The sequence below is a fragment of the Streptomyces coacervatus genome, assembly GCF_029223485.1.
In the GTDB taxonomy this organism is placed as follows: Bacteria; Actinomycetota; Actinomycetes; order Streptomycetales; family Streptomycetaceae; genus Streptomyces; species Streptomyces coacervatus.
Genome location: NZ_JARHTP010000005.1, coordinates 461,560 through 484,695, shown reverse-complemented (window position 1 = coordinate 484,695; position 23,136 = coordinate 461,560). Strand labels below are relative to the sequence as shown.

Here is a 23,136-nt window from a genome sequence, read left to right as displayed (position 1 = left end):
ACCGCAAGGGAGAGCCGCTATGTACGTTGGGATTGACGTAGGAACGTCCATGGTTAAGGCCGCCGCGTTCGACGGTGAGGGGCGTGAACTGGCCGTCGAGGCTCGGCCGGTGGGTCTCGCGCTGCACGGCGGGCGCGTCGAGCAGGACATGGAGGAGGTGTACGCGGCTGTCGTCGGGGTGCTGGAGAGGCTGGTCGCGCGTGTGCCCGAACCCGTGGAGCTGGCCGGGCTGACCGGGCAGGGCGACGGGGTGTGGCTGGTCGACGAAGATGGCAGCCCCGTCCGGTCCGCCGCCTCGTGGATGGACGGACGTGCCTATGAACTCCTCGACCAGTGGCTCGCGGACGGCACCTTCGAGACCGTATTCCGCCGCACCGGAAGCGCCATGTTCCCCGGCTGCCCGGGGCCGCTGCTGGCCTGGCTCGACCGGTACGAGCCCAAGTCCCTCGACGCGGCCGCAACAGCCCTGTACTGCAAGGACATGGTCTTCCGGCGACTGACGGGCGCCCCGGCGACGACAGACGTGTCGGACGCGTCGATGCCGTTTCTCGATCCGCGGACGAGGACGTACGACAACGGGGTGGTGGAGCTGCTCGGCCTCACGCACCGCCGCGGTCTGCTCGCCCCCATCGGCGACCCGATCGCTACGGCCGAGGCGCGCGGCGAGGGGCTTCCGGCGGGCACTCGGCTGGCGAACGGGCCGTACGACCTGCCGTCGTGTGCGCTCGGCGCGGGCGTGACGAGCGCGGGCGACGGGCTTCTCATCGTCGGTACCTGCCTGGCCAGTCTCGTCGCCACGACCGATCTCGATCTGACCGGCGAACCGGCCGGCCTGTACATCTCCACCGACCGGCCCGGGCACTGGTTGCGCGCCATGCCCGCGATGGTCGGGACGGCGGCCCTGGACTGGGTGCTGTCGACGACCGGTGTCCACCACGAGGACGTCGACGGTCTGCTCGCCGGGACCCCGCCGGGTGCGAACGGCGTCCGCGTCCTGCCGTACTTCGCCCCGTCCGGCGAGCGCGCCCCCTTCGTCGAACCCCATCTGCGCGCCGAACTGACCGGGGTCTCCCTGGAGTCGACGAAGGGCGACCTGATCCGCGCGACCTGCGAGGGCATCGGCTTCGCGGCCCGTCACTGCCTGGAGGCGGCGGGGCTGAAGGGCTCGCTGGCGGTGTGCGGGGGCGGGACGCGGAGCCCCGCCTGGATGCGGCTGCTCGCGGATGTGCTCGGCCGCCCGTTGCGGGTCGTCGAGGGTGAAGTCGGCGCGCGGGGTGCGGTGTTGGCGGCGGCCGAGCGGTACGGCGTGGCGCTGGACGCGGCGGCGTGGACCGAGCCGACGGCGGTCGTTGAGCCGGACGCGGGCCGGGCGGCGTATTACGCGAAGGGGTACGAGGACCATCTGGCCCGGCTGGCTCAGGCGCGGGGCCGGCTGTGATCGCGAGGAGGGGTTGATGTTCTTCAAGGACAAGCACTGCCCGACCTGTCCCGGCAGCGGCACGCAGGTGTTCAGGCCGCTCAACACCGAGGAACGGAAGGCGGTCAAGCCGGAGCATCGCCAGTTGACCGACTTGTGGCGCTGCACCGCCGTGGACTGCCGGTGGTACCAGCGCTGGAGCAAGCAGAGCGACGGAGGCCAACTCCCGGAGGACCTCAAGAATCCGGGAGCCGCCCCCGAGTGACCCCTACAGGTTGCTGAAGTCCGGCCCCGCCGTCCGCGTCCGCTTGATCTCGTAGAAGCCGGGCACCGAGGCGACCGCGAGGGTGCCGTCCCAGAGCTTGGCGGCGTCCTCGCCCTTGGGGGCCGGGGTGACGACCGGGCCGAAGAAGGCGATCTGCTCGCCGTCCGCGCCGGGGACGGCGATGACCGGGGTGCCGACCTCCTGGCCGACCTTCTCGATGCCCTCCTTGTGGGAGGCGCGCAGCTCGGCGTCGAACTCGAAGTCCTCCTGGTCGGCGTAGTCGATGAGGTCGGCGGGCAGGCCGACGTCGGCCAGGGCGCCCTGGATCGCCTCGACGGTCGGGCCCTCGCCCTGGTTGTGGATGCGGGTGCCGAGCGCGGTGTAGAGCGGGCCGACGACGTCCTCGCCGTGCTTCTGCCAGGCCGCGGTCACCACGCGGACCGGCTTCCACGCCTTGGTGGCGAGCATCTCCCGGTACTGCTCGGGCAGCTCGTCGATCCGGTTCTCGTTGAGCACCGCCAGGCTCATGATGTGCCAGCGGACCTCTATGTCCCGGACCTTCTCCACTTCCAGCACCCATCGGGACGTCATCCAGGCCCAGGGGCACAGCGGGTCGAACCAGAAGTCGACGGGGGTTTTGGCGGAAGTGGTCGCGGTCTCGGACATGGCTCTCCCAGGAATGCGGTCGTTTCCCCAGGCAACACCGGCCATCACCGGACCCATTCCCGGGTGCCCAGGGTCAGGGGCACATGGCAGGATCGGTCCTGTTCCGCCGCACCCACCGATGTCCGATATGTCCAGAGGGAGTACCGCCCGTGCCCGGTGAGAATCTGACCCGCGACGAAGCCCGGGAGCGGGCCGCCCTGCTGTCCGTCGACGGGTACGACGTATCCCTCGACCTGCGTACGGCGGTGGGGGACCAGGCCGGGGAGGGTCCGCGCACCTTCCGGTCCGTCACCACGATCCGCTTCCGCAGCAACGAGCCCGGCGCCGCCACCTTCGCCGACCTGATCGCGCCGAGTGTGACCTCCGTCTCACTCAACGGGAGAGACCTCGATCCCGGCCAGGTCTTCGACGGCTCCCGGATCCTCCTGGAGGACCTCGCCGCCGAGAACGAGCTGATCGTCGACGCCCAGTGCGCCTACTCCCGCACCGGCGAGGGCATGCACCGCTTCGTCGACCCCGAGGACGGCGAGGTGTACCTGTACACCCAGTACGAGCCGGCCGACTCCCGCCGGGTCTTCGCGGGCTTCGAGCAGCCGGACCTCAAGGCCCCGTTCCGCTTCGAGGTGCGGGCGCCGGAGGGGTGGACGGTCTGGAGCAACGGGGTCGGCGAACTGACCGACGGGGTGTGGAAGTTCGCGGAGACGAAGCCGATCTCGACGTACATCACGTGCGTGACGGCCGGTCCCTACCACTACGTCACCGACTCGTACTCCCGCACCTTCGAGGACGGTACGACGCTGGAGATCCCCCTCGGAGCCCTGTGCCGCAAGGGTCTGGCCCCCTACTTCGACTCCGACGACGTCTTCCTCGTCACCAAACAGGGGCTCGACTTCTTCCACGACCACTTCGACTACCCGTACCCCTTCGGGAAGTACGACCAGGCGTTCGTCCCCGAGTACAACCTCGGCGCGATGGAGAACCCGGGGCTGGTCACCTTCCGCGAGGAGTTCATCTTCCGCGGCAAGGTCACCCGGGCCTCGTACGAGGGCCGGGCCAACGTCATCCTGCACGAGATGGCGCACATGTGGTTCGGCGACCTGGTCACCATGGTCTGGTGGGACGACCTGTGGCTGAAGGAGTCCTTCGCGGACTTCATGGGCACGTTCGCGAACGTCGGCGCGACCCGCTTCACGGACGCCTGGATCACCTTCGCCAACCGCCGCAAGGCCTGGGCGTACCGCGCCGACCAGCTGCCCTCCACCCACCCGATCACCGCGGACATCCGCGACCTGCAGGACGCGAAGCTCAACTTCGACGGCATCACCTACGCCAAGGGCGCTTCCGTACTGAAGCAGCTGGTGGCGTACGTCGGCCAGGACGCGTTCCTGGAGGGTGCGCGGCGCTACTTCAAGCGGAACGCGTACGGCAACACACGCCTCGGCGATCTGCTGTCGGTGCTGGAGGAGACCAGCGGCCGGGACATGGCGAGCTGGGCGCGGTCGTGGCTGCAGACGGCGGGGGTCAACTCGCTGACTCCGCATGTGCTGTTGGACGCGGAGGGCCGGGTCGGCGAGCTGGCGGTGGTGCAGGAGGCCGCCGAGTCGCACCCCGAACTGCGGCCGCACCGGGTCGCGGTGGGCCTGTACCGGCGCACGCCCGAAGGGGACCTGGAGCGGTACGCGCGGGTCGAGGCGGACGTCGACGGGCCGCGTACGGTCGTGGCGGAGCTGGCGGGCGCCGAGGCGCCGGAGCTGGTCCTGGTCAACGACGACGACCTGACGTACTGCAAGATCCGTTTCGACGACACCTCGCTGGCCACGCTGCGCGAGCACCTCGGTGCGATGACCGACCCGCTGGCCCGCGCCCTGTGCTGGTCGGCGCTGTGGAACCTGACCCGGGACGCGCTGCTGCCCGCGGCCGACTTCGTGGACCTGGTGGCGCGTTTCGCGGTCCGCGAGTCCGACATCGGCGTCCTGCAGATGCTGCACGCGTGGGCGAACTCGGCGCTGGTCAACTATGCGGCGCCGGCCTGGCGTCGGACGGGCGAGCAGATCCTGGCCAAGGTCGCCCTGCGGGATCTGCGGGCGGCCGAGCCGGGCAGCGAGCACCAGCTGGCCTGGGCGCGCTTCTACGCGTCAGTGGTGTCGGCGCCGGCCCATCTGGCGCTGCTGCGCGGCCTGTTGGACGGTACGGAGAAGGTCGAAGGGCTGGAGGTCGACCAGGAGCTGCGCTGGGCGTTCCTGGAGCCGCTGGCGGCGCACGGAGCCGCGGACGAGTCGGTGCTGGCCGCCGAGCTGGCCCGCGACGACACGGCGTCCGGCAAGCGCCACCAGGTCCGCTGTCTGGCCGCGCGCCCCTCGGAGGCGGTGAAGGCGCAGGCCTGGGCGCAGGTGGTGGAGTCGGACGCGCTGTCCAACGCCCTGGTGGAGGCGACCATCGCGGGCTTCGCCCAGCCGTCGCAGCGGGAGCTGATCGCGCCGTACGCCTCGAAGTACTTCGCGGCGATCGAGCGGGTGTGGCGGGAGCGGTCGATCCAGATCGCCATGGACGTGGTCCGGGGCCTGTTCCCGTCCTATCCGACGGAGCAGGGCGCGCAGGCGACGCTGGACGCGGCCGACGCCTGGCTCTCGGCCCACGAGGACGCGGCACCGGCGCTGCGGAGGCTGGTGCTGGAGTCGCGCGACGACCTGGCGCGGGCGCTGCGGGCCCAGGCTTTGGCCAACGATTGATCCGCGTGTGACCGTTACGGAATCCGGTCAATAACACCCGTAACCCCTGGTCCGACCCGATTGGACCAGGGGTTTTCAGTGCCCTATCGGCACCCGAACACTCGTCCTTTAATGCCCTCTTGTCCGCTTTTGTCGACGAGCGTGTAACAGCGGTTAGAGGGCGGTCCGAGCGCGGGAACCCCATGGCCATGAACCACAACACGCCGCTCCCCCCGGCCTCCCCCCGCCCCCTCCGCCACCTCGCCGAGGTGCACCGCCGCGTCCTGACGACGGCTCAGCTCCGCTCGCACGGCGTCTCGTCCACGGAGATGGGGCAGCAGTGCCGCGCCGGCGGCCCCTGGCAGCAGATCCTCCCGGGCGTCTTCCTCCTCCACCCGGGCCCGCCGACCAGCGAGGAGCGGCTGCACGCGGTGCTGATGTACGCGGCGCGCGAGTCGGCCCCCGGAGTGCCGGCGCAGCCGGGCGCGGACGACCCGCACCGACCGGTCTACGAGGAGGCGATGATCACGGGCCTGGCGGCCCTGACCCTGCACGGCTTCACCTCCGCACCCCCGCTGCTGTCGCTGGAGAAGATCGACGTCCTGGTCCCCCGGCTGCGCCGGCTGCGCTCGGCGGGCTGCGCACGGATCGTCCGCACGCATGCGCTGCCGACTCCCCAGCAGGTGACGGGAGTTCCGATCGCGCCGGTGCCGCGCGCCCTGGCCGACGCGGTCTCGGAACTGGCGGACGCGGGCGCGGTACGCCGGCTCCTGACGGAGGCGGTGCGCGCCGGCCACTGCGAACCGGCGTCGGTGGTACGGGCGTTGAGCCAGGCGAAGCTGCTCAGCCGCCCGCACGTGGTGGACGCGGTGGACTCCCTGCTGGCCGAGGGCCGCGCGATCGCGGAGGACCGGCTGTACCGGATGGTCCACGAGTACGGCCTCCCGGACCCCGTCTGGAACGTCGACCTGCGGCTCCCCGGCGGCCCGCACCTGGGCGGCCTGGACGCGTACTGGCCGGAGCAGGCGGTGGCCGTGGAACTGGACACCCGGGCCCCGCGCCAGGACGAGGACGCCCTGTGGTCGGAGTACGCCCGCAAGCGCGAACACCTTGAGCGCCTGGGCATCACGGTCGTCCACATCACCCCCAAGAAGCTCCGCGACTCGATGGAACAGCAGGCAGCGGTCGTCCGCACGGCACTCATGGCCTCAGGCGACCGGGAACCCGCCGCGTATGTCGTGGTGCTGCCCCGGTAGTGACGGACCGGGGCGGTATCAGGAGGGGAGAGGAGGGGCCGCCGGGGTGCTGGGCGGCCCCTCCTCGTGCACGCCTGGGCCGACGAAGCTAAACTAAGATTCATCCTAACTAAGATTCAATCTTAGTTTACCCCTGCCGACGTCAGCCGGAGCGATGCCATGGATTTCAAGGGACGGAACACGGACCTCGATCTGCTCTCCCGGCAGCTGGGGATGGTGGTCGACGGCACACACACCACCCGCGGACGAGCGGTGATCATGACGGGCCGACGGCGCGTCGGGAAATCCCGGCTGGTCCAGGAGTTCTGCGACCGCTCCGGTCTTCCGTACGCCGTCTTCCAGGCGACTCGCGGCCGCAACCCCGCCACCGAACGCCTCGACTTCACGACAGCGCTCTCCACTCTCCCCGGCGCGGACCTGGTCGCCGGGCTTCAGGCCGCCGACTGGAACCAGGCGCTGCGTTCCCTCGCCGTGGCCGTGCCGGACGACACCCCGAGCATCGCGGTGATCGACGAGGTGCCGTGGCTGGTGGAGCAGGACAAGGAGTTCGAGGGGGCCCTGCAGACGGTGTGGGACCGGTATCTGTCGGCCAAGCCGGTGCTGCTGATCCTCGTCGGCAGCGACATGTCGGTGATGGAGGCGCTGCAGTCGCACGGCCGCCCCTTCTTCGGCCGAGCGGCCAAGATGACGGTACGGCCGCTGCACCTGGCGGACGTGCAGACCATGACCGGGCTCGGCGCGGCGGACGCCGTGGACGCACTGCTGATCACCGGGGGCTTTCCCGAGATCGTCCAGTCATGGACGGAGGGAAGCAGCCGCAAGGATTTCCTGCGGGAGGCGGTGAGCAACCCTCTCTCCCCCTTGCTCGTGGCCGGGGAACTGACACTGCTCGGCGAGTTCCCCGAAGCCTCCCACTCCCGGGCGGTGCTGGAAGCCATCGGCAGCGGAGAGCGGACCTTCTCCACCATCGCCGCGCAGGCCGGCGGCACGGGCGCGCTGCCCGCCGGAACACTGAGTCCGCTGCTGAACACCCTGCAGGACAAGCGAGTCGTCGCGGCGGACCTCCCGCTGTCGGCCAAGTCGGACACCAAGAACAAGCGGTACCGCATCGCCGACCCCTATCTGCGCTTCTGGCTCGCCTTCCTCCGGCGCGGCCTCCCGCTCATCGAGCGCGGCCGCGGCGACCTGGCCCTGGAGCGGATCGAACGCTCCTGGACGACCTGGCGCGGCCGCGCCGTGGAACCGATCGTCCGGGACTCGCTCCTACGGCTCCTCCCGAACGCCGACTGGCCAGACACCGAGGCGGTGGGCGGCTGGTGGAACCGGCAGAACAACCCCGAGATCGACCTGATCGGCACCGACCGCGAACCGGTGGCGGGGGCAGTGCATTTCGTGGGGTCGGTCAAGTGGCTTCAGGCGCAGCCGTTCGGGAGGCGCGAGTACGAGGCCCTGGTCCGGGACGTGCTCGCCGTACCCGGCGCCGACCCGAAGACACCCCTGGTGGCGGTGTCCCGCGCCGGCGTGACGGACGACGTGCCGTTGGCGGCTTGGTGGGGGCCGGAGGAGTTGGTCGAGGCGTGGCGCTGAGGACCGCTACGTCCACTACTTCCACAGGGACGAGCGGCCGAAGTCGCTGAGCCGCCAGTCCATGAACGTCGGGCCTCCGACGACGTTGTCCCCGGTGACGACGTACCCGTTGCTGCGCAGCTGGATCTCGGTTCCGCCGCCGTACTGGCTGGTGTGGAACACCGAGAACCGCTGGTTCGAGTTCCCCTTGCACCTCCAGACGATCGGGTTGTCGTTGTTGACGGACGGCGAGTCCATGCACAGCTTGAGGTTGTACGACGGGTGGAGGTACCAGCCGCCCTCGGCGGCCTTCTCCAGGCACCAGTACTCGTTGGCATGCCCGTTCCAGTACCAGGTGTCGACCTCCGTGCCCTGGCCTCCGGCACCCTTGGCATCGAGGTACCAGCCGCTCGCGGCGTTCTTGAACGTGTCCTTCTGGGCGCACTTGTTGACGGCGGCGTGCGCGGGCGCGGCCGTGACAGCCGCCAGCCCGGCGGTGCCGGCGACGAGCGTGGCCGCGGCGAGTACGCGTCCCGCGATGCCGCGCTTACTGCTGCTCTTCTGACGCATGGTGACACCCCCGTTTCCTGCTTCCTGGTGGATGCGGCGAAGGTAGCGAGGCGGCTCGCGTCGGGGCGTCAACTGGGGGATTGACTTGTACGTCCATCTCCCGCGGTATCGCTTGCTCCCCTACAACTCCCGTCGTACGCCGGCCTCACACGCACCGTCCTGCCGACCTCCTGGCACAGGAACCAGTCCAGTTCGGCGGCGAGTTGGGCGACGAGGCGCAGCCTGCCGGGCGGGGGAAGCCTGGACGGCGTTCATCGGCACCCCCCAGCCCTTACAACGGCTCAGGCAGCCCCGGCTGCACCGTCGCCCGCGTGTGCACCCCGTCGAGCAGCGCAGCGTACGCGGCGATCATCCGGGTACGGCTGAACCGCTCCCGGCTGGCTGCCAGCGCCGGCGCGAGGTCGGCGCGGGCGGCGATCGCCTCGCTCCACGCGGACGCGATCGCGCCCGGGTCCGGCGGGGTGACGAACCCGTGCCCCGCCACGATCGCCGCACTGTCGCCGACGTCCGTAGCCACCGGTACGGCGCCGCACATCATGCCCTCGACCAGGCACAGCGGGGCCGCCTCGCCCCACGACGACGTCAGCGCCACCACATCCGCGGCGGCGTACACCTGCTCCATGTCGTGCCGTACGCCCAGCCGGTGGAGCCGGTCCACCAACCCCCGCTCGTCCCCGAACGCGGTCTCGATGTCCGCGTCCAGCCCGGGGTTGACCGGCGTCATGCCCGCGCCGCACATCAGCGCGTGGCCCTGCGGCTCCCGCGCCAGCCACTCCCGCGCCGCACGCAGAAACAGCGGGACGTTCTTCATCGCGTCGTAGCGGGCGGCGAAGACGACCACCGGGGCGTCGGCCGGGATGGTGAGGGACGTGCGCAGGGCCAGGCGGCGGGCCGGGTCGGGGCGGAATCTCTCCAGGTCCACGCCGTTCGGGATGACATGCAGCAGTTCACCCGGCACACCCGCCGCCTCGTACGCGGCCCGCGTCGACTCCGCGCAGCACACGCAGGCGACCACGGTGCCGTCGGCGATGGCCGCCTTCAGCTCGTCCAGGGCGGCGCCCTGGTTCTCGGGATCGGAGCGGTGGAGGCAGACCACGACCGGGCGACGGGGCAGACCCGCCTGGTTCAGCAACCTGAGCGGCTGCTCCTTGAGCGAAAGGATCACATCCGCGTCCGCCGTCGCCCGCGCCGTATCGGCCAGTTCCGGGCCCGTGAAAACGGCCGGATCCCCGCTCGCGCCCGCCGGGCCGAAGCTGCGTCCCAGCGACGTGACGCCAACGCCCGCCGCGGTCAGCGACCGGTAGCAGGCATCGTCCTCCATGCGCTGCCGGGTGGCCTCGCGGTGCACCTCGCCGTGGATGCTCAGCACACGATGGTGCTGGTCACCCTCCTGAAGTCCGAGGACGACGTCACTGTGGACGATCCGGGCTCCGCCGGAGAAGAAACCCTCGTAGACCGAGAGCACGTGCAGTCCGCGCCTCGCACGCATATGACCACCCGCCTTGCAATAAATCGAGCCATCCCCGTGAACAGCGGGTTAGCCGATATGAGGCGGCATGAATATTGCGTACGGATTAACTCGGCGCTTCGTGTCGAAGTCCTCTCGATTACACCCGGCATTTGTTTACACGGACGTGTGAAGCGCCGATCATTTGGCGGCCGGGTAAGAATAACCCGTGATTTTTTGGCGGCGCAGGACAGGCCGTCGCCGCTGCCGGGAGTCGTCGGGCACCACCGGTGCGTCCGGCAGCGCCGAGAAGGCGCCGGCCCTGGCGGACCAGTCCGCGAAGACGCCGGAGAACAGTTGATGGGGCTGGGTCGGCCGGGAGCTCCTGAGGGATGCCATGGTTCGAAGGTAGGGAGAAATGGCTCGCTGCTACCGTCCAATGGCATGCGGGAATCACAAACCAATCTGGCGGGCGATCTGCTGCTCCAGCTGGGGCGGGACGGCGACGGCCCCCTCCACGAGCGGGTCAAGCGGGCGCTGCGTACGGCGATCAGGGCGGGGCGCATCGAGGTCGGCACCGCCCTGCCGCCCAGCCGGCAGCTCGCCGCCGACCTCGGTGTCTCGCGCTGGGCGGTGACCGAGGCGTACGGGCAGCTCGTCGCCGAGGGGTATCTGGAGGCGCAGACCGGCTCCGCGACCCGGGTGCGCTGGTCCAACCGCCCGGACGACGGCTCCGTACACCGGACTCCGCGCCCGGATCCCGCGGTCCGCTTCGACCTGGCGCCGGGGCTGCCGGACCTGCGTGCGTTTCCGCGCCGCCGGTGGGCCGAGGCCGTGCGTACGCAGGTGACGACGGTGGCGTTCACGGAGCTCGGCTACCCGCCGCCCGGCGGCCACCCCCGCCTCCGGCGGCTGCTCGCCGCCTACCTGGGCCGCTCCCGCGGGGTGTCCGCCTCCCCCGAGGATGTGACGGTGTGCACGAGCGTCACCGACGGCGTACGGCGCCTGTGCCGGGTCCTGCGTACCCGTGGCATCACCGCGGTCGGCTGCGAGGAGCCGGGGTGGACGCGGCTGCGCGAGGTGATCCGCGCGGCGGGCCTGGAGCCGGTGCCGGTGCGCGTGGATGCGGAAGGTCTGCGCGTGGACGACCTCGCCGGGCATCAGGGCCTCCGGGCCGTACTGACCTCCCCGGCGCACCAGTTCCCGCTGGGCACCGTGCTGGCCCCCGAGCGCCGGGCCGCCCTGCTGCGCTGGGCCGACGACGTCGACGGCGTCGTACTCGAAGACGACTACGACGCCGAGTTCCGCTACGACCGGCGTCCGGTCGCGGCCCTGCAGGGCATGGCCCCGTCCCGGGTCGTGCTGTTCAAGTCGCTCAGCAAGATCCTGTCCCCCGCGCTCGGCATCGGATGGATCGTGGCGCCCGCGACCTGGACCGATCACCTGCGCCGGGCCGACCAGACGGCGACCCAGCCCCCGCCCCTCGACCAGCTCGCCTTCGCCGAACTACTGGAGTCAGGCGCCTACGACCGGCATCTGCGATCCTGCCGCAAGCGCTACCGCGACCGGCGCGACGCCCTCGTCCGGGCCCTCGCCGACCAGCTGCCCGGCGCCCCGGTCTCCGGCATCGCGGCCGGTCTGCATCTCATCCTCCGCCTGCCCGCGGACGTGGACACCGCGGCCGTGGTCGGGGCGGCGGCCCGCCGTTCGCTGCGCGTGGCGGACCTCGCCGCCTATCACGCCACCGAGGACCATGCCGACCACGGCCTGGTCCTCGGCTACGGCAACCTCGCCGACGGCGCGGTGGACGAGGCGGTGCGGCAGCTGCGCGCGGCAGTCGCGGAGAGTTGAGGTCCCGACGCTCTCAGCGGGTGCCGCAGAACTCCGCCGCCATCACGGCGTCGCTGTCCGCCGCCCAGTCCCCGTTGAAGTTGAACGCCAGGGAATGCCGTCCGTCCGCCGTGGTGACTGCCTGGGACGAGGAGCCGTGGATGCCGCCGTCGTGTCCCCAGACGTGGACGCCGCAGGGCAGGGTGAGGTCGGCCAGGCCCAGGCCGTAGCGGGCGTGGGCCGCGATGGGGACCTTCACCGTGGTCTTCATCTCCTTCAGCTGCTGCGGCGGGAGCAGACGGCCGCGGAGCAGCGCCGAGTAGAAGCGGTTCAGGTCGGCGGAGTCCGAGATGAGCTCGCCCGAGCCGTAGGCCATGGACGGGTTCAGAGTCGTGACGTCGTACGTCGGACCGGTCGTCGATGCCGCGAGTTTGGAGTAGGCGCGGCTGCTGGGCTGCGGGACGGTGACGCGGTTGCCGGGGACGGAGGTGCCGGTCAGATGGAGCGGCTCGATGATGCGGGCGCGGATCTCCGCGCCGTACGCGTGGCCGGTGACCTTCTTGATCACCATCGTGGCCAGCAGGTAGTTCGTGTTGGAGTAGCCCCAGGAAGTCCCGGGTGCGAAGGCCGGTTTGTGGGACATCGCGACGGCCAGCAGGGCCTCGGGGGTCCAACGGTCGTAGCGGTGCTCGGAGAAACCGTCCTTCGTGAAGTGGTCGCGGATGAAGGTGTCGTCGTTCGTGTAGTTGTAGACACCGCTGGTGTGGTTGAGGAGCTGGCGGAGGGTGATGGCGCGGCCGTCGTGTCCATGACCCCGGACGGCCCCCGGCAGCCATTTCTCCACCTTGTCGTCCAGCGACAGCCTGCCCTCCGCCTCCAGCTGGAGCAGCACGGTGGCCACGAAGGTCTTGGTGATGCTGCCGGCGCGGTAGCGGTCCTGGGCGGAACGGGGCGCGCCCGTCTTGAGGTTGCCCACACCCGCGGTCGTCGACCAGGTGCCGTGCCTGTCCTTCGCGGTCAGCGTCGCTCCGGGGACGCCGTCCGCGATTGCGGCCTCGACGGCGCGGCGGGTCGCGTCGTGGCCGGCGGCCCCTCTGGCGGGCGCGGCCGCGATCGCGGGGGCGGCCAGGGCTGCGGTCAGTGCCACGGCCGTGGCCGCGATCAGGGTCGTACGGATGCGTGCGCTCATGTCTTCGCTTCCCCCAACTCGCTGTGTGCGGTGCTCAGTCGGGGGAGCAGACCGGGCCCGCAGTGCGAAGGTTGATGCACTGCGGGCCGGTTGAGCCGATTTCGGCCTTTCTCCGGAGCTTCAGCCCTTCTTCAGGACCAGTTCCGTATTGCGGTCGTTCGGGTCGCCGCCGAGCGTCGCGCTGTGGCCCGGGGCGTTGTACGACAGCTCGCGGTACAGGGCGGCCAGGCCCGTCTGGGTGAGGTCGTTGAAGTCCGTGCGGTGCGGGGCCGCGGACTCCACGAGGGTGGTGAAGAGGGAGAGGGTGCCGTCCTTGTTGTCGGCGATCTCGATGACGCGGGCCAGCTGCGGGTAGTCCACGTGGGACGCGGTGGAGATCTCCCAGAAGGAACGGCCGTCGGGGGCCGAGTGCGCCGTGATGTCGTTGCGGTGGATGTGGCCGTTCACCCAGGCAAGGACGTTGGAGTGGCTGGCGAGCAGGGCGACGACCTCGTCGCCGCCGTGCCGGCGCTCGTTCGGGCGGGCCGGGTCGACGTGGTTGGTGTTGTCCATGGTCTTGCTGGTGTGGTGGCTGAAGACGATGGCGTACGAGTCCTTGTTGTCCCGCAGCTGCTTGTCGAGCCACTTCAACTGAGCCGTACCGATGGAGCCTTCGTAGTGGCCGCCCGGGTCGGTGGTGTCGATGCTGATGCCGATGACGTCGTCGGCGATGCGGAAGGTGTAGTACTGGGTGCCCGCTTCGAGGTTGGCGGTGGAGTAGCCGTGGCCGATCGGGCCGTTACCGCGGTGGGCCGGGTCGAGGTGGGCCTTGAGATAGTCGGCCGGGGTGAACGGCGCCCGCTTCTCGTCCGCCGTCACCGAACGCATGTCCCGCACATGCGACTTGAGCAGGTCGCGGAAGGCGTGGCCCTGCGGGTCGTTGCCGGTCTTGATGTGGTCCTGGAGCTTCTTCGCCTCGGACGCGGACAGGTGCATCAGCTTCTTGCCGCCGACCGCGAACTCGGCGAGCCAGGAGTCGCCGTGGCCGTAGCAGCCGAGCGGCAGGGCGTCGTGGTTGCCGACGGTGGAGTACCAGGGCAGGTTGAGGCCGGGGCTGCGGACCTCGCGGACGGCGGCGGCGAGGAAGCCGTCGAGGTGCGGGAAGCCGAGCTGCTTGTCGCCGTCGCGGACGGTGGAGTCGGGCTGCCAGTACAGCTTCAGACCGCTGTTCTGGACGCCCTCGTAGTGCCGCAGATCACCGGAGTTGGGGGTGATCTTCCCCCCGCTCATGATGGTGAGGTACCACTCCAGCTCGGTGCGGGAGTTGTTGTCCGTGTTGTCGCCGGTGGTCATCGCGAAGTGCAGCGGGGTGCCGGTGACGGGGGCACCCCGCAGCGCGTTGATCCGCTCGACCAGCGAGATCGCGCCCTGCACGGTCAGCGCCTCGTGCGGGCGCCAGGAGTGCGGGTCGGCCGAGCGGAGGTACTCCAGCCTGAGCGGGTGCTGGGCGTCGATCAGGTGCAGGTCGGTGAGCTGCACGAACGCGGCGAGCGCGGTACGGCGGCCGGCGCGGCCGCTCTTGGGCGCGGCGAGCTCACCGCGCACGACGCGGGACCAGCCGGGGCCGTCGCCGAGACGGCGGTACGGCGTGCTGGTGCGCGGGGCGGCGACCGAGGCGAGGGTGGTGCCCTTGGTGTACGGCGCGAGAGGGGCGGCCGGAGCCTTGCGGGACTGCGCCACGACCTTTGTGGTCTCGGTGGTGGCGGCCTGGCTGTCGGTGGGCCGCAGGGCGTAGCCGACGCCTGCGGAGACGGCGCCCGCGGCGGTGGCGGCGAGGACGGTACGGCGGTTGATCGCCGGGATGTTGGCGGCGACAGAGCGTATGCGCGACATGGCGCGATCTCCCCGAGTGCGAACGCGTCGGCAGTGGTCGCGGGCGGTCGCAGTCGCGAACATCCCGCTCACTCTGGATCGTTGACATCGGGGATGACCTGCGCGTGAACGAGACGGCAACGGGCAGCGCCGATCACCGTACGTGGATCTTTGTCCACCCTGCGCGTTTGCGGGTGCTCTTCGGACGGCCCGGGGATGGTTACTCCGTGTTCATCTTTCGGGGTAGGGGAGGTGTCCGGCAGAGGGTGCGCTCAGACGGCGGGGCAGTGCGCGTCGACGGGGCAGAACGACGCCACGGCCACGTCGAGCGGCTCCCGGACCGGGTCGAGGCCCACGCCCTGAAGTCCGGCGGAGCGAATCGCGTAGAGGGTGCCGTCGGCCGCCTCGAAGCGGTGGTCGATCACCAGGGTCACGCCCTCGTCCACGGGGGTGTAGTAGTAGGCGAGTTCGGACCAGTTGTCTCCCGAGGTACGTTGGATGGCCGCATACCCCGGTTGGCGTGCAAAGCCGTAGGAGGGGTCCTTCTCGGCGAGGTCCAGGGACTTGGCCGGGGAGCTTTCCGATATCTGGAAGATCTGTAGTTCACGGTCGCGGTCCGGGGAGTCGTAGAAGACCACCGGTGTCAGAGAAGCCTCCTTCTGGGCGCGGGTCCAGCCCAGAGGGACGTCGAGCCTGTAGCCGACCGGGTCCTTCACCATGTGGTAGCCCACCGGGGGCAGGGCGGGCGGGACGATCGGGGTCATCGGGGTGACCAGCGTCGGGCCGGGCAGCAGCCGCGAGACGCCGAAGGCCGTGGCGATGACGAGCAGAGCCGCCAGCGCGAAGCCGGTGATGCGCCACGCACGCCTGCGGACAGGCGGAGTCGTCCCCACGGCGACGGTCCTGTCGAGCGTGTAGTACACCGTGGACGCCGGCGGATCCCGCTCCAGTAACTCCTGCTCCGGCGCCTGTGCCGCGCCCCCGCCCCGCCCCACTGCCTCCACGTCCAGCAGCGACGCCAGATACCGCCGCCACAGCGGCAGATCCCTCCGCCGTCCCTGCTCTACCAGCCTGTCCCACACCTCGGGACGGGAGTCGGTCAGGGAGGCCCAGTAGCGGGACGCCGGCTTCGTCACGACTCCAGCACCTCCGAGCCGCCCGGCACCGCCGCGGCGTCCGCTCCCCCGGCGTCCACGGGTGCGGGCGAGCCCGAGCCGCCGAGCACCGCCTGCAACGTCCGCGCGCTCCCCAACTGCCGCAGCAGCGCCGGCGCCGACGCCCCCACCGCGACCGTCGCCAACGCCCCCGTCAGCTGCGGATGGAAGATCCACCCGGCGCCCGCGCCCAGCGACAGGCGGGTCAGTGCGGCCAGGGCGTCGGACGGCGGGTCGATGTACTTGTCGAGGCGCGGGAGACGGTCGCGCCGCCGGTCCTTCGCCAGCGCGCGGTGCCGGGCCGTCTGCCATGCCGCGATCCGCCCGTAGAAGACGACGATCTCCACGACCAGGCCGCCCAGTGCGCCGTATGTGATGGACGCGTTCCACTCCATGGCCGTCCCCCTCGGCGATGGCGCCGTTCTCGACGACCCAGCATCCCAGACGGGCGATTGATCCGGGAGAGATTGGGAGAGAGATGGCATAGAACCCATGCGGCCCTTTGTCACTCTTCGGCGGGCACCGCCACATGCCCCGTAACCGGCCGCTCCCGCCACAGCGCCAGCCCCGCGTCGACCAGCCCGACCCGGTTCAGGCGGGGTACCTCCTCCAGTGGATGCCAGGCCGCCATGTCGGTCGAGCCGCCGATCTCGGGGCGGAGTTCGCCGCCGGTGATCCGGGCCTCGTAGACCAGCCGCAGGCCCTGGTGGTCGACCTGCCTGCCGAAACGGCGGGGGAAGGTGCGGCGGAACGAGTCCACGCCGAGCAGGCCGGTGATCTCCACCAGGTAGCCGGTCTCCTCCTCCACCTCCCGGTGGACGGTGTCGTAGGGGTCCTCCCCGTGTTCCATGCCGCCGCCGGGCAGGGTCCACTCGGGCCGTCCGTCGTCGTCGATCCAGCGGGCCAGCAGAAGCCGGCCGTCACGGACGCATATGGCGTAGGCCGCCACCCTCAATTTCCTGCGCACGTAGGGACGTTAGTCCTGAACCGCCGGATCATTTGCCACTATTGGGGACTCATCCCCGTAAAGGGAATCGGGGGTTTTCCCCATACGTCCATATCGTTTCGGTCAACACTTCCCAAACAACTGTCCCTTGGGTAAAGCTGTGCGCTCGTCCGGCACTGGATTCTTCACCTGCAAGGGATGCCGATGACCCTCACCCCCCTCAGACCCGTGGCCCGAATAGCCGTGGCCGCCGGTCTCGTCGCCGCGCTCTCCGCGGCGGGGCCGATACCCATGGCCTTCTCCGCCGACGCGCCGTCCGCCGCATCGCCCACGGACGGTACCGCCAAGTCCGCCGCCGCCAAGCTCGGTTCCGACGACGCGGACCTGCTCGCCGAGGCCAAGGCCGACGGCGACAAGAACGTCACCATGATGATCGCCACCGCGCCGGGGCAGACCGAGCAGGTCGCCAAGGAGCTGGACGCGGTCAAGGGCGGCTCGGTCGGAAGGACGTACGACAAGCTCGGTTACGTCCGCGCCACCGTCCCGACCGGCAGGGCCGACTCGGCCATCGCCGCCGCCGCGAAGCTCTCCTCCGTGCACGGCATCGACCTGCGGGAAGAGATACCGCTGGACGACCCGAGCGCGACGAGCGGCTCCAAGTCGGCGTCGGGCACGGTCAGTTACCCGGCCCCCGACAAGAACACCCCCGCCGAGAACCCGTACAACCCGTCCTTCGAGACGGGTGCCGTCGACTTCGTGAAGGACCACCCGAAGGCGGACGGCCGCGGTGTCACCATCGGCATCCTCGACTCCGGTGTGGACCTGGGCCACCCCGCGCTGCAGAAGACCAGCACCGGCGAGCGGAAGATCGTCGACTGGGTGACGGCGACCGACCCGATCGTCGACAGCGACGCCACCTGGCGGCCGATGGTGACCTCGGTCTCCGGCCCCACCTTCACCTACGGCGGCAAGACCTGGACGGCGCCCGCCGGGTCGTACCAGGTCAGCACGTTCAGCGAGGCCGCCACCGCGGGCGGCGACGCGAAGGGCGACGCCAACCGGGACGGGGACACGACGGACAAGTGGGGCGTGCTCTACGACGCCGCCGCCGGTACCGTCCGCGTCGACCTGAACAACAACAACGACTTCAGCGACGACGAGCCGATGAAGCCGTACAAGGACGGCTACCAGATCGGCTACTTCGGTACCGACAACCCGTCCACCGATGTCGTGGAGCGCCAGCCGTTCGTCGTGCAGATCCGCAAGGACGTGCCGATGGACCCGTACGGCGGCGACTGGGTCGGCAAGAAGGCCGACTTCGTCAACATCGGCGTCATCGAGTCCGAGCACGGTACGCATGTCGCGGGCATCACCGCGGCCAACGGGCTCTTCGGCGGCAAGATGAACGGCGCCGCCCCCGGCGCGAAGATCGTCTCCTCCCGTGCCTGCACCTGGACCGGCGGCTGCACCAACGTCGCGCTCACCGAGGGCATGATCGACCTCGTCGTGAACCGCGGTGTCGACATCGTCAACATGTCCATCGGCGGTCTCCCGGCGCTGAACGACGGCAACAACGCCCGTGCGGAGCTGTACACGCGGCTCATCGACACCTACGGCGTGCAGCTGGTCATCTCGGCCGGCAACTCCGGTCCCGGCGCCAACACCATCGGTGACCCGGGCCTCGCGGACAAGGTGATCTCCGTCGGCGCGGGCATCTCGAAGGCGACCTGGGCCTCCAACTACGGCTCGCAGGTGGAGAAGAAGTACGCGCTGCTTCCCTTCTCCTCCCGTGGTCCGCGCGAGGACGGCGGGTTCACGCCGACCCTCGTCGCGCCCGGCGCCGCGATCAACACCACCCAGACCTGGCTGCCGGGCTCCCCGGTCGCCGAGGCGGGCTACTCGCTGCCGGCCGGCTACTCCATGCTGCAGGGCACGTCCATGGCGTCCCCGCAGGCCGCGGGCGCGAGCGCGCTGCTGCTGAGCGCCGCCAAGCAGAAGGGCATCGAGCTCAAGCCCGCCACCCTGCGCACGGCCCTCACCTCGACCGCCCATCACATCAAGGGTGTTCAGGCATACGAGGAGGGCGCGGGCCGCATCGACATCGTCGACGCCTGGGACTCCATCAGGGACGGCGCGACGGCCCACGACTACACCGTCAAGGCGCCGGTCGACACCGCGCTCGACCAGGCCCTGAAGACGCCGGGCTTCGGCACCGGTCTGTACGACCGCGAGGGCGGCCTCAAGGCCGGTGACACGAAGACGTACGACGTCACCATCACCCGAACCTCCGGTCCTGACAAGGCGGTTCGCCACGAGCTGTCCCTGGAGAACAACGCCGCCGGCACCTTCAGGATCGTCGGCAAGGACGAGGTGAAGCTGCCGCTGAACCAGCCGGTGACGGTCAAGGTGCAGGCGAAGCCGAGGTCGGCGGGCATCAAGAGCGCGATCCTGACGGTCGACGACCCGAAGACGGAGGGGATCGACAAGCAGATCCTCACCACCGTCGTGGTCTCGACGCCGGTGAAGTACACGTTCTCCGCGTCCGACACCGTGCAGCGCAACAGCTCGCAGTCGTACTTCGTGACCGTGCCGCAGGGCGCCAAGTCCCTCGAAGTCGCCATCGGCGGGCTGACGGACAAGAGCCAGACCCGATTCATCGCGATCCACCCGTACGGCACTCCGGTCGACAACACCGGCACCCCGTACTGCTACAACAACTACCTCGACGGCAACGGCTGCAAGCCCGACGTGCGCGCGTACGCGGACCCGCAGCCCGGCGTCTGGGAGATCGAGGTCGAGTCGCGCCGCACCTCGCCGCTGCTCGACAACCCGTACAAGCTGGACGTCGCCGTCCTCGGCGCGGCCTTCGACCCGCAGACCGTGACCGTGCCCGAGGCCAAGGTCGGCACCCCGGCCGCCGTCTCGTGGAAGGTGACGAACAAGCTCGCCGCACTCGACGGCAAGCTGGTCGGCGGCCCGCTCGGCTCGTCGAAGACGGCCCGCCCGACCATCAAGGAAGGCGAGACGCAGACCACCACGGTCGAGGTGCCCGCGGGCGCCAAGTCGCTGGACGTCGCCATCGGCAACGTCTCGGACGCGTCCGCCGACCTCGACCTGACGGTGAAGAACGCCGCCGGCACGGTCGTCGGGACGTCCGCCGACGGCGACTCGGAGGAGGCGGTCTCCATCGCCTCGCCCGCCGCCGGTACGTACACCATCGAGGTCGCGGGCTACTCGGTCCCGTCCGGCTCCACCGCGTACGACTACCGGGACGTCTTCTTCTCCGCGTCCCTGGGCACGGTCGGCGTCGACGAGTCGACGCCGGTCAAGCTCGGCACGGGCGAGTCGGCGACCGTCTCCGGCAACGTCACCGCCGCGGCGGCCGCCCCGGAGGGCCGTGAGTTCTTCGGCCAGGTCCAGCTGGTGAACGGCAGCGGCACCGTCGCGGGCATCGGCAGCGTGAAGATCGAGAAGGTCACGCCGTAGCCGGATCGGATACGGCGGATCAGCTACGGCGATGAGGGCGGGCGTCCATTACGGGCGCCCGCCCTCTCTCATCCACAGGTGACGCCGGCCGACTCCTTCAACGCCTGCTCCAGTCCGGCGCGTTCACGGGCGATCGACTGCTCGCCGACGAGCACGTAGTCCGAGGGGGCCCCATGCTGCGGAATGGCCACCAGGATGTGATCACCCTTGTGGAGGGCCTTGTCGCGGGCCTTCTGGACGGCCTCCTCCTCGACCACGAAGGTGACCTTCTTCCCGGCCTTCTCCGGCTTGTACGAACGGGTCACGTCCAAGGTGATCCGCTCCTGCCCCGCGGCTCCGGGCACCCGCTCGACCTCGGTGACGTCGCCCTCGGCGACCAGACCGGCGCAGGCGAGGTAGCCGGGGCTGGACATGGGCGAGCGGGCAGAGGCGTCCGCCTTGGCGCCCGAGGCGCTGCCGGAGTCCTCGCTCGCGCCGCTCCCGGCCTGCGTCGCCAGCCAGCCCATCCCCGCCAGCACGGTCGCGACGGCGGCCGCGGCGAGGGAGCCGAAGGCGAACCTGCGGGCCCGGCGCCAGTCCCTCGGCGCCCGTACCGGAGCGGATAGCCGCTGCGGCCGTTCCTGCGCGCCCAGCGCGTCCCCGATGATCCCGAGCTGCTCCCGCAGCAGCGCCACGTCCGCCACGGCCTTGCGGTGCTCGGCCATGAAGGCGGCGTCGGCACGGGCCTCGTCGGACGGCTCCTCGCCGGTGATCGCGGCCATGAGCGCATCGGCGCCGTCGTATTCCGCGGTCATGTCACACCACCTCGTCCTCGTGCAGACGGGCGCGCAGGGCCCGTACCGCCGTGTGCAGGCGGCTCTTGACCGTGCCCTCGGGGACGCCCAGCTCCTGGGCGATCGAGCGGACCGGCAGGTCGGCGTAGAAACGCAGGACGAGGACCTGGCGCTGGGAGTCGGGCAGCTCGTCGAGGCCCTGGGCGACGGCGAGGGAGAGCACGCTGGTGTCCTCGCCGGAGGGCTGCTCGTGCTGGCGCAGCGAGGACAGCCGCTCCCCCAGCCGCTCCTGCCGCTTCTTGGCGCGGTGCCAGTCCATGGCCAGGTTGGAGGCGACGACGGCCGCCCATGCGGACACGTCGCGCGGGGCCTCGTACCCCTTCGCCGCCCGCTCCAGCAACCGCAGACGGACCTGCTGCACCCCGTCCGGCAGGTCCGTCTGCGGCACCCCGCCCAGCGCGAGCACTGCCCGCACCCGGCGTTCCTGAGCCGCGTCCAGAGGATCGCCATGATCGTCCTCCAGGCCACGGCGGGCCTTTCTGCGCAGCACGAGCCACCCCCCTCACCGCGTTTCCTCTACGACGCCGCAGGGCCCGGAAACGTTCGGCCGGGTTTCCAGGAGTTTCGTCGAGGCGTACGTCACACCGACGCGCGGGGGCAGCACAGCTTGCGGCACTGGGCCGTCGTAAGGCGAATTTCTCCAGCTCAGCGCAGGTGTGGGCGGAGTTCCGCAACCGTTGATCACGGTGGGGCGTCCCAGGCTTCGGGCATGGAGCGCAAAGAATTGGACAGGCGGACCCGGGTCGGCCGCATGATGGAAACGCCGCAGACATACACGAACACGCAAGGGAGTCACCGTGAGGGTCGGAATCGTCGGAGCCACCGGTCAGGTCGGCACGGTCATGCGCAGGATCCTCAAGGAGCGCAATTTCCCGACGACCGAGCTGCGCCTGTTCGCCTCGGCGCGCTCGGCGGGGACGGTCCTTGACGGTGTGACGGTGGAGGACGCGGCGACCGCCGACTACACCGGCCTGGACATCGTGCTGTTCTCCGCGGGCGGTGCGACCTCGAAGGCGCTGGCCGAGAAGGTCGCCGCACAGGGCCCCGTCGTGATCGACAACTCCTCGGCCTGGCGCAAGGACCCGGAGGTCCCGCTGGTCGTCTCCGAGGTGAACGCGCACGCGATCGCGAACCGCCCCAAGGGCATCATCGCCAACCCGAACTGCACGACGATGGCCGCGATGCCGGTGCTGAAGGTCCTGCACGCGGAGGCGGGCCTGGAGGCGCTGATCGTCGCCACCTACCAGGCGGTGTCGGGCTCGGGCCTCGCGGGCGTGGCGGAGCTGCACGGCCAGGCGCAGAAGGTGATCGCCGACGCCGACAAGCTGACGCACGACGGCAGCGCGGTCGACTTCCCGGAGCCCGGCGTCTACAAGCGCCCCATCGCCTTCAACGTGCTCCCCCTCGCGGGCTCGATCGTCGACGACGGTCTGAACGAGACGGACGAGGAGCAGAAGCTCCGCAACGAGTCCCGCAAGATCCTGGAGATCCCCGGGCTCAAGGTCTCCGGCACCTGCGTCCGCGTCCCGGTCTTCTCCGGCCACTCCCTCCAGATCAACGCCCGCTTCGCCCGCCCGATCTCGCCCGAGCGCGCGACGGAGCTCCTCTCCACCGCCCCGGGCGTCGAGCTCTCCGACATCCCGACCCCCCTCCAGGCCGCGGGCCAGGACCCGTCCTACGTCGGCCGCATCCGCCGCGACGAGACGGTGGACAACGGCCTGGCCCTGTTCATCTCCAACGACAACCTCCGCAAGGGCGCTGCGCTGAACGCGGTGCAGATCGCGGAGCTGGTGGCGCAGGAGCTGCGCGGCTGAGCGCTCCGCCGGAAGTGCGGTGATGCTGTATCGATATGCGGCTCCGCCCCGGGTGCGGGCAGGTGGGGGCTGGTCGCGCCCACGCGGCGGAGCCGCATATCGACACAGCCCCGCGCCCCTTACGGGACGCGGTAGCGC

Annotated in this window: 19 protein-coding genes; 8 read left to right on the top strand and 11 right to left on the bottom strand. The window is 70.5% G+C overall.

Features of this window, described 5'->3' with window-relative positions; translation table 11 throughout:
• Positions 1–19 precede the first annotated feature (19 nt).
• Complete coding sequence (locus tag P2Q00_RS15885) at positions 20–1,438, top strand: FGGY-family carbohydrate kinase (protein WP_275773142.1); 1,419 nt, start codon at positions 20–22, stop codon at positions 1,436–1,438.
• 16 nt (positions 1,439–1,454) lie between these two features.
• Entirely contained in the window at positions 1,455–1,682 is a 228-nt protein-coding gene (locus tag P2Q00_RS15880) for a hypothetical protein (RefSeq protein ID WP_275773141.1), read from the top strand.
• 3 nt (positions 1,683–1,685) lie between these two features.
• Here P2Q00_RS15880 and P2Q00_RS15875 read toward each other — a convergent pair whose 3' ends face one another.
• Entirely contained in the window at positions 1,686–2,348 is a 663-nt protein-coding gene (locus tag P2Q00_RS15875; protein ID WP_275773140.1) for a mycothiol-dependent nitroreductase Rv2466c family protein, read from the bottom strand.
• Between the two features lie 149 nt (positions 2,349–2,497).
• Here P2Q00_RS15875 and pepN point away from each other — a divergent pair, with 149 nt between their 5' ends.
• The 3 genes from pepN (at position 2,498) to P2Q00_RS15860 (ending at position 7,899) form a co-directional block, all read left to right on the top strand.
• Positions 2,498–5,077, top strand: coding sequence for an aminopeptidase N (gene pepN, locus P2Q00_RS15870; RefSeq protein ID WP_275773139.1), 2,580 nt, complete (start codon positions 2,498–2,500; stop codon positions 5,075–5,077).
• A gap of 188 nt (positions 5,078–5,265) precedes the next feature.
• On the top strand, positions 5,266–6,312 hold the full coding sequence (locus tag P2Q00_RS15865) for a hypothetical protein (RefSeq protein WP_275773138.1): 1,047 nt from the start codon (positions 5,266–5,268) through the stop codon (positions 6,310–6,312).
• 159 nt (positions 6,313–6,471) lie between these two features.
• On the top strand, positions 6,472–7,899 hold the full coding sequence (locus P2Q00_RS15860; RefSeq protein ID WP_275773137.1) for an ATP-binding protein: 1,428 nt from the start codon (positions 6,472–6,474) through the stop codon (positions 7,897–7,899).
• 15 nt (positions 7,900–7,914) lie between these two features.
• Here the strand turns inward: P2Q00_RS15860 and P2Q00_RS15855 are convergent, their stop codons facing one another.
• The 3 genes from P2Q00_RS15855 to P2Q00_RS15845 form a co-directional block, all read right to left on the bottom strand.
• On the bottom strand, positions 7,915–8,448 hold the full coding sequence (locus P2Q00_RS15855; protein ID WP_275773136.1) for an RICIN domain-containing protein: 534 nt from the start codon (positions 8,446–8,448) through the stop codon (positions 7,915–7,917).
• Positions 8,449–8,719: 271 nt separating this feature from the next.
• Positions 8,720–9,913, bottom strand: a complete 1,194-nt coding sequence (locus P2Q00_RS15850; protein WP_275773186.1) for a glycosyltransferase — start codon at positions 9,911–9,913, stop codon at positions 8,720–8,722.
• Between the two features lie 183 nt (positions 9,914–10,096).
• A complete protein-coding gene (locus P2Q00_RS15845) occupies positions 10,097–10,294 on the bottom strand; it encodes a hypothetical protein (protein ID WP_275773135.1) in 198 nt (65 codons plus the stop codon).
• A gap of 45 nt (positions 10,295–10,339) precedes the next feature.
• Between P2Q00_RS15845 and pdxR the strand changes: the two genes are divergently transcribed.
• The gene (gene pdxR / locus P2Q00_RS15840) at positions 10,340–11,746 is read left to right on the top strand and encodes a MocR-like pyridoxine biosynthesis transcription factor PdxR (protein ID WP_275773134.1); all 1,407 of its coding nucleotides are present in this window, start codon (positions 10,340–10,342) and stop codon (positions 11,744–11,746) included.
• Positions 11,747–11,759: 13 nt separating this feature from the next.
• Here the strand turns inward: pdxR and P2Q00_RS15835 are convergent, their stop codons facing one another.
• The 5 genes from P2Q00_RS15835 to P2Q00_RS15815 form a co-directional block, all read right to left on the bottom strand.
• Positions 11,760–12,914: a serine hydrolase domain-containing protein gene (locus P2Q00_RS15835; protein ID WP_275773133.1), complete on the bottom strand. Its 1,155-nt coding sequence runs from the start codon at positions 12,912–12,914 to the stop codon at positions 11,760–11,762.
• 120 nt (positions 12,915–13,034) lie between these two features.
• The gene (locus P2Q00_RS15830; protein ID WP_275773132.1) at positions 13,035–14,786 is read right to left on the bottom strand and encodes a TIGR03767 family metallophosphoesterase; all 1,752 of its coding nucleotides are present in this window, start codon (positions 14,784–14,786) and stop codon (positions 13,035–13,037) included.
• A 251-nt stretch (positions 14,787–15,037) separates the two neighbouring features.
• Entirely contained in the window at positions 15,038–15,901 is an 864-nt protein-coding gene (locus tag P2Q00_RS15825) for a serine/threonine kinase C-terminal domain-containing protein (protein ID WP_275773131.1), read from the bottom strand.
• The gene (locus P2Q00_RS15820) at positions 15,898–16,314 is read right to left on the bottom strand and encodes a hypothetical protein (RefSeq protein WP_275773130.1); all 417 of its coding nucleotides are present in this window, start codon (positions 16,312–16,314) and stop codon (positions 15,898–15,900) included. The genes P2Q00_RS15825 and P2Q00_RS15820 overlap by 4 nt, the downstream gene beginning before the upstream one ends.
• Before the next feature lie 110 nt (positions 16,315–16,424).
• On the bottom strand, positions 16,425–16,886 hold the full coding sequence (locus P2Q00_RS15815; RefSeq protein WP_275773129.1) for an NUDIX hydrolase: 462 nt from the start codon (positions 16,884–16,886) through the stop codon (positions 16,425–16,427).
• A gap of 183 nt (positions 16,887–17,069) precedes the next feature.
• On the opposite strand from P2Q00_RS15815, the gene P2Q00_RS15810 reads away from it, so the two are divergent.
• A complete protein-coding gene (locus P2Q00_RS15810; protein WP_275773128.1) occupies positions 17,070–20,351 on the top strand; it encodes a S8 family serine peptidase in 3,282 nt (1,093 codons plus the stop codon).
• Positions 20,352–20,419: 68 nt separating this feature from the next.
• Here P2Q00_RS15810 and P2Q00_RS15805 read toward each other — a convergent pair whose 3' ends face one another.
• Positions 20,420–21,145 (bottom strand): hypothetical protein, encoded by a 726-nt coding sequence (locus P2Q00_RS15805; RefSeq protein ID WP_275773127.1) that lies wholly within the window; start codon positions 21,143–21,145, stop codon positions 20,420–20,422.
• A 1-nt stretch (position 21,146) separates the two neighbouring features.
• A complete protein-coding gene (locus P2Q00_RS15800; protein ID WP_275773126.1) occupies positions 21,147–21,674 on the bottom strand; it encodes an RNA polymerase sigma factor in 528 nt (175 codons plus the stop codon).
• A gap of 307 nt (positions 21,675–21,981) precedes the next feature.
• On the opposite strand from P2Q00_RS15800, the gene P2Q00_RS15795 reads away from it, so the two are divergent.
• A complete protein-coding gene (locus P2Q00_RS15795; RefSeq protein WP_275773125.1) occupies positions 21,982–22,998 on the top strand; it encodes an aspartate-semialdehyde dehydrogenase in 1,017 nt (338 codons plus the stop codon).
• The last annotated feature ends 138 nt before the right edge of the window (positions 22,999–23,136 follow it).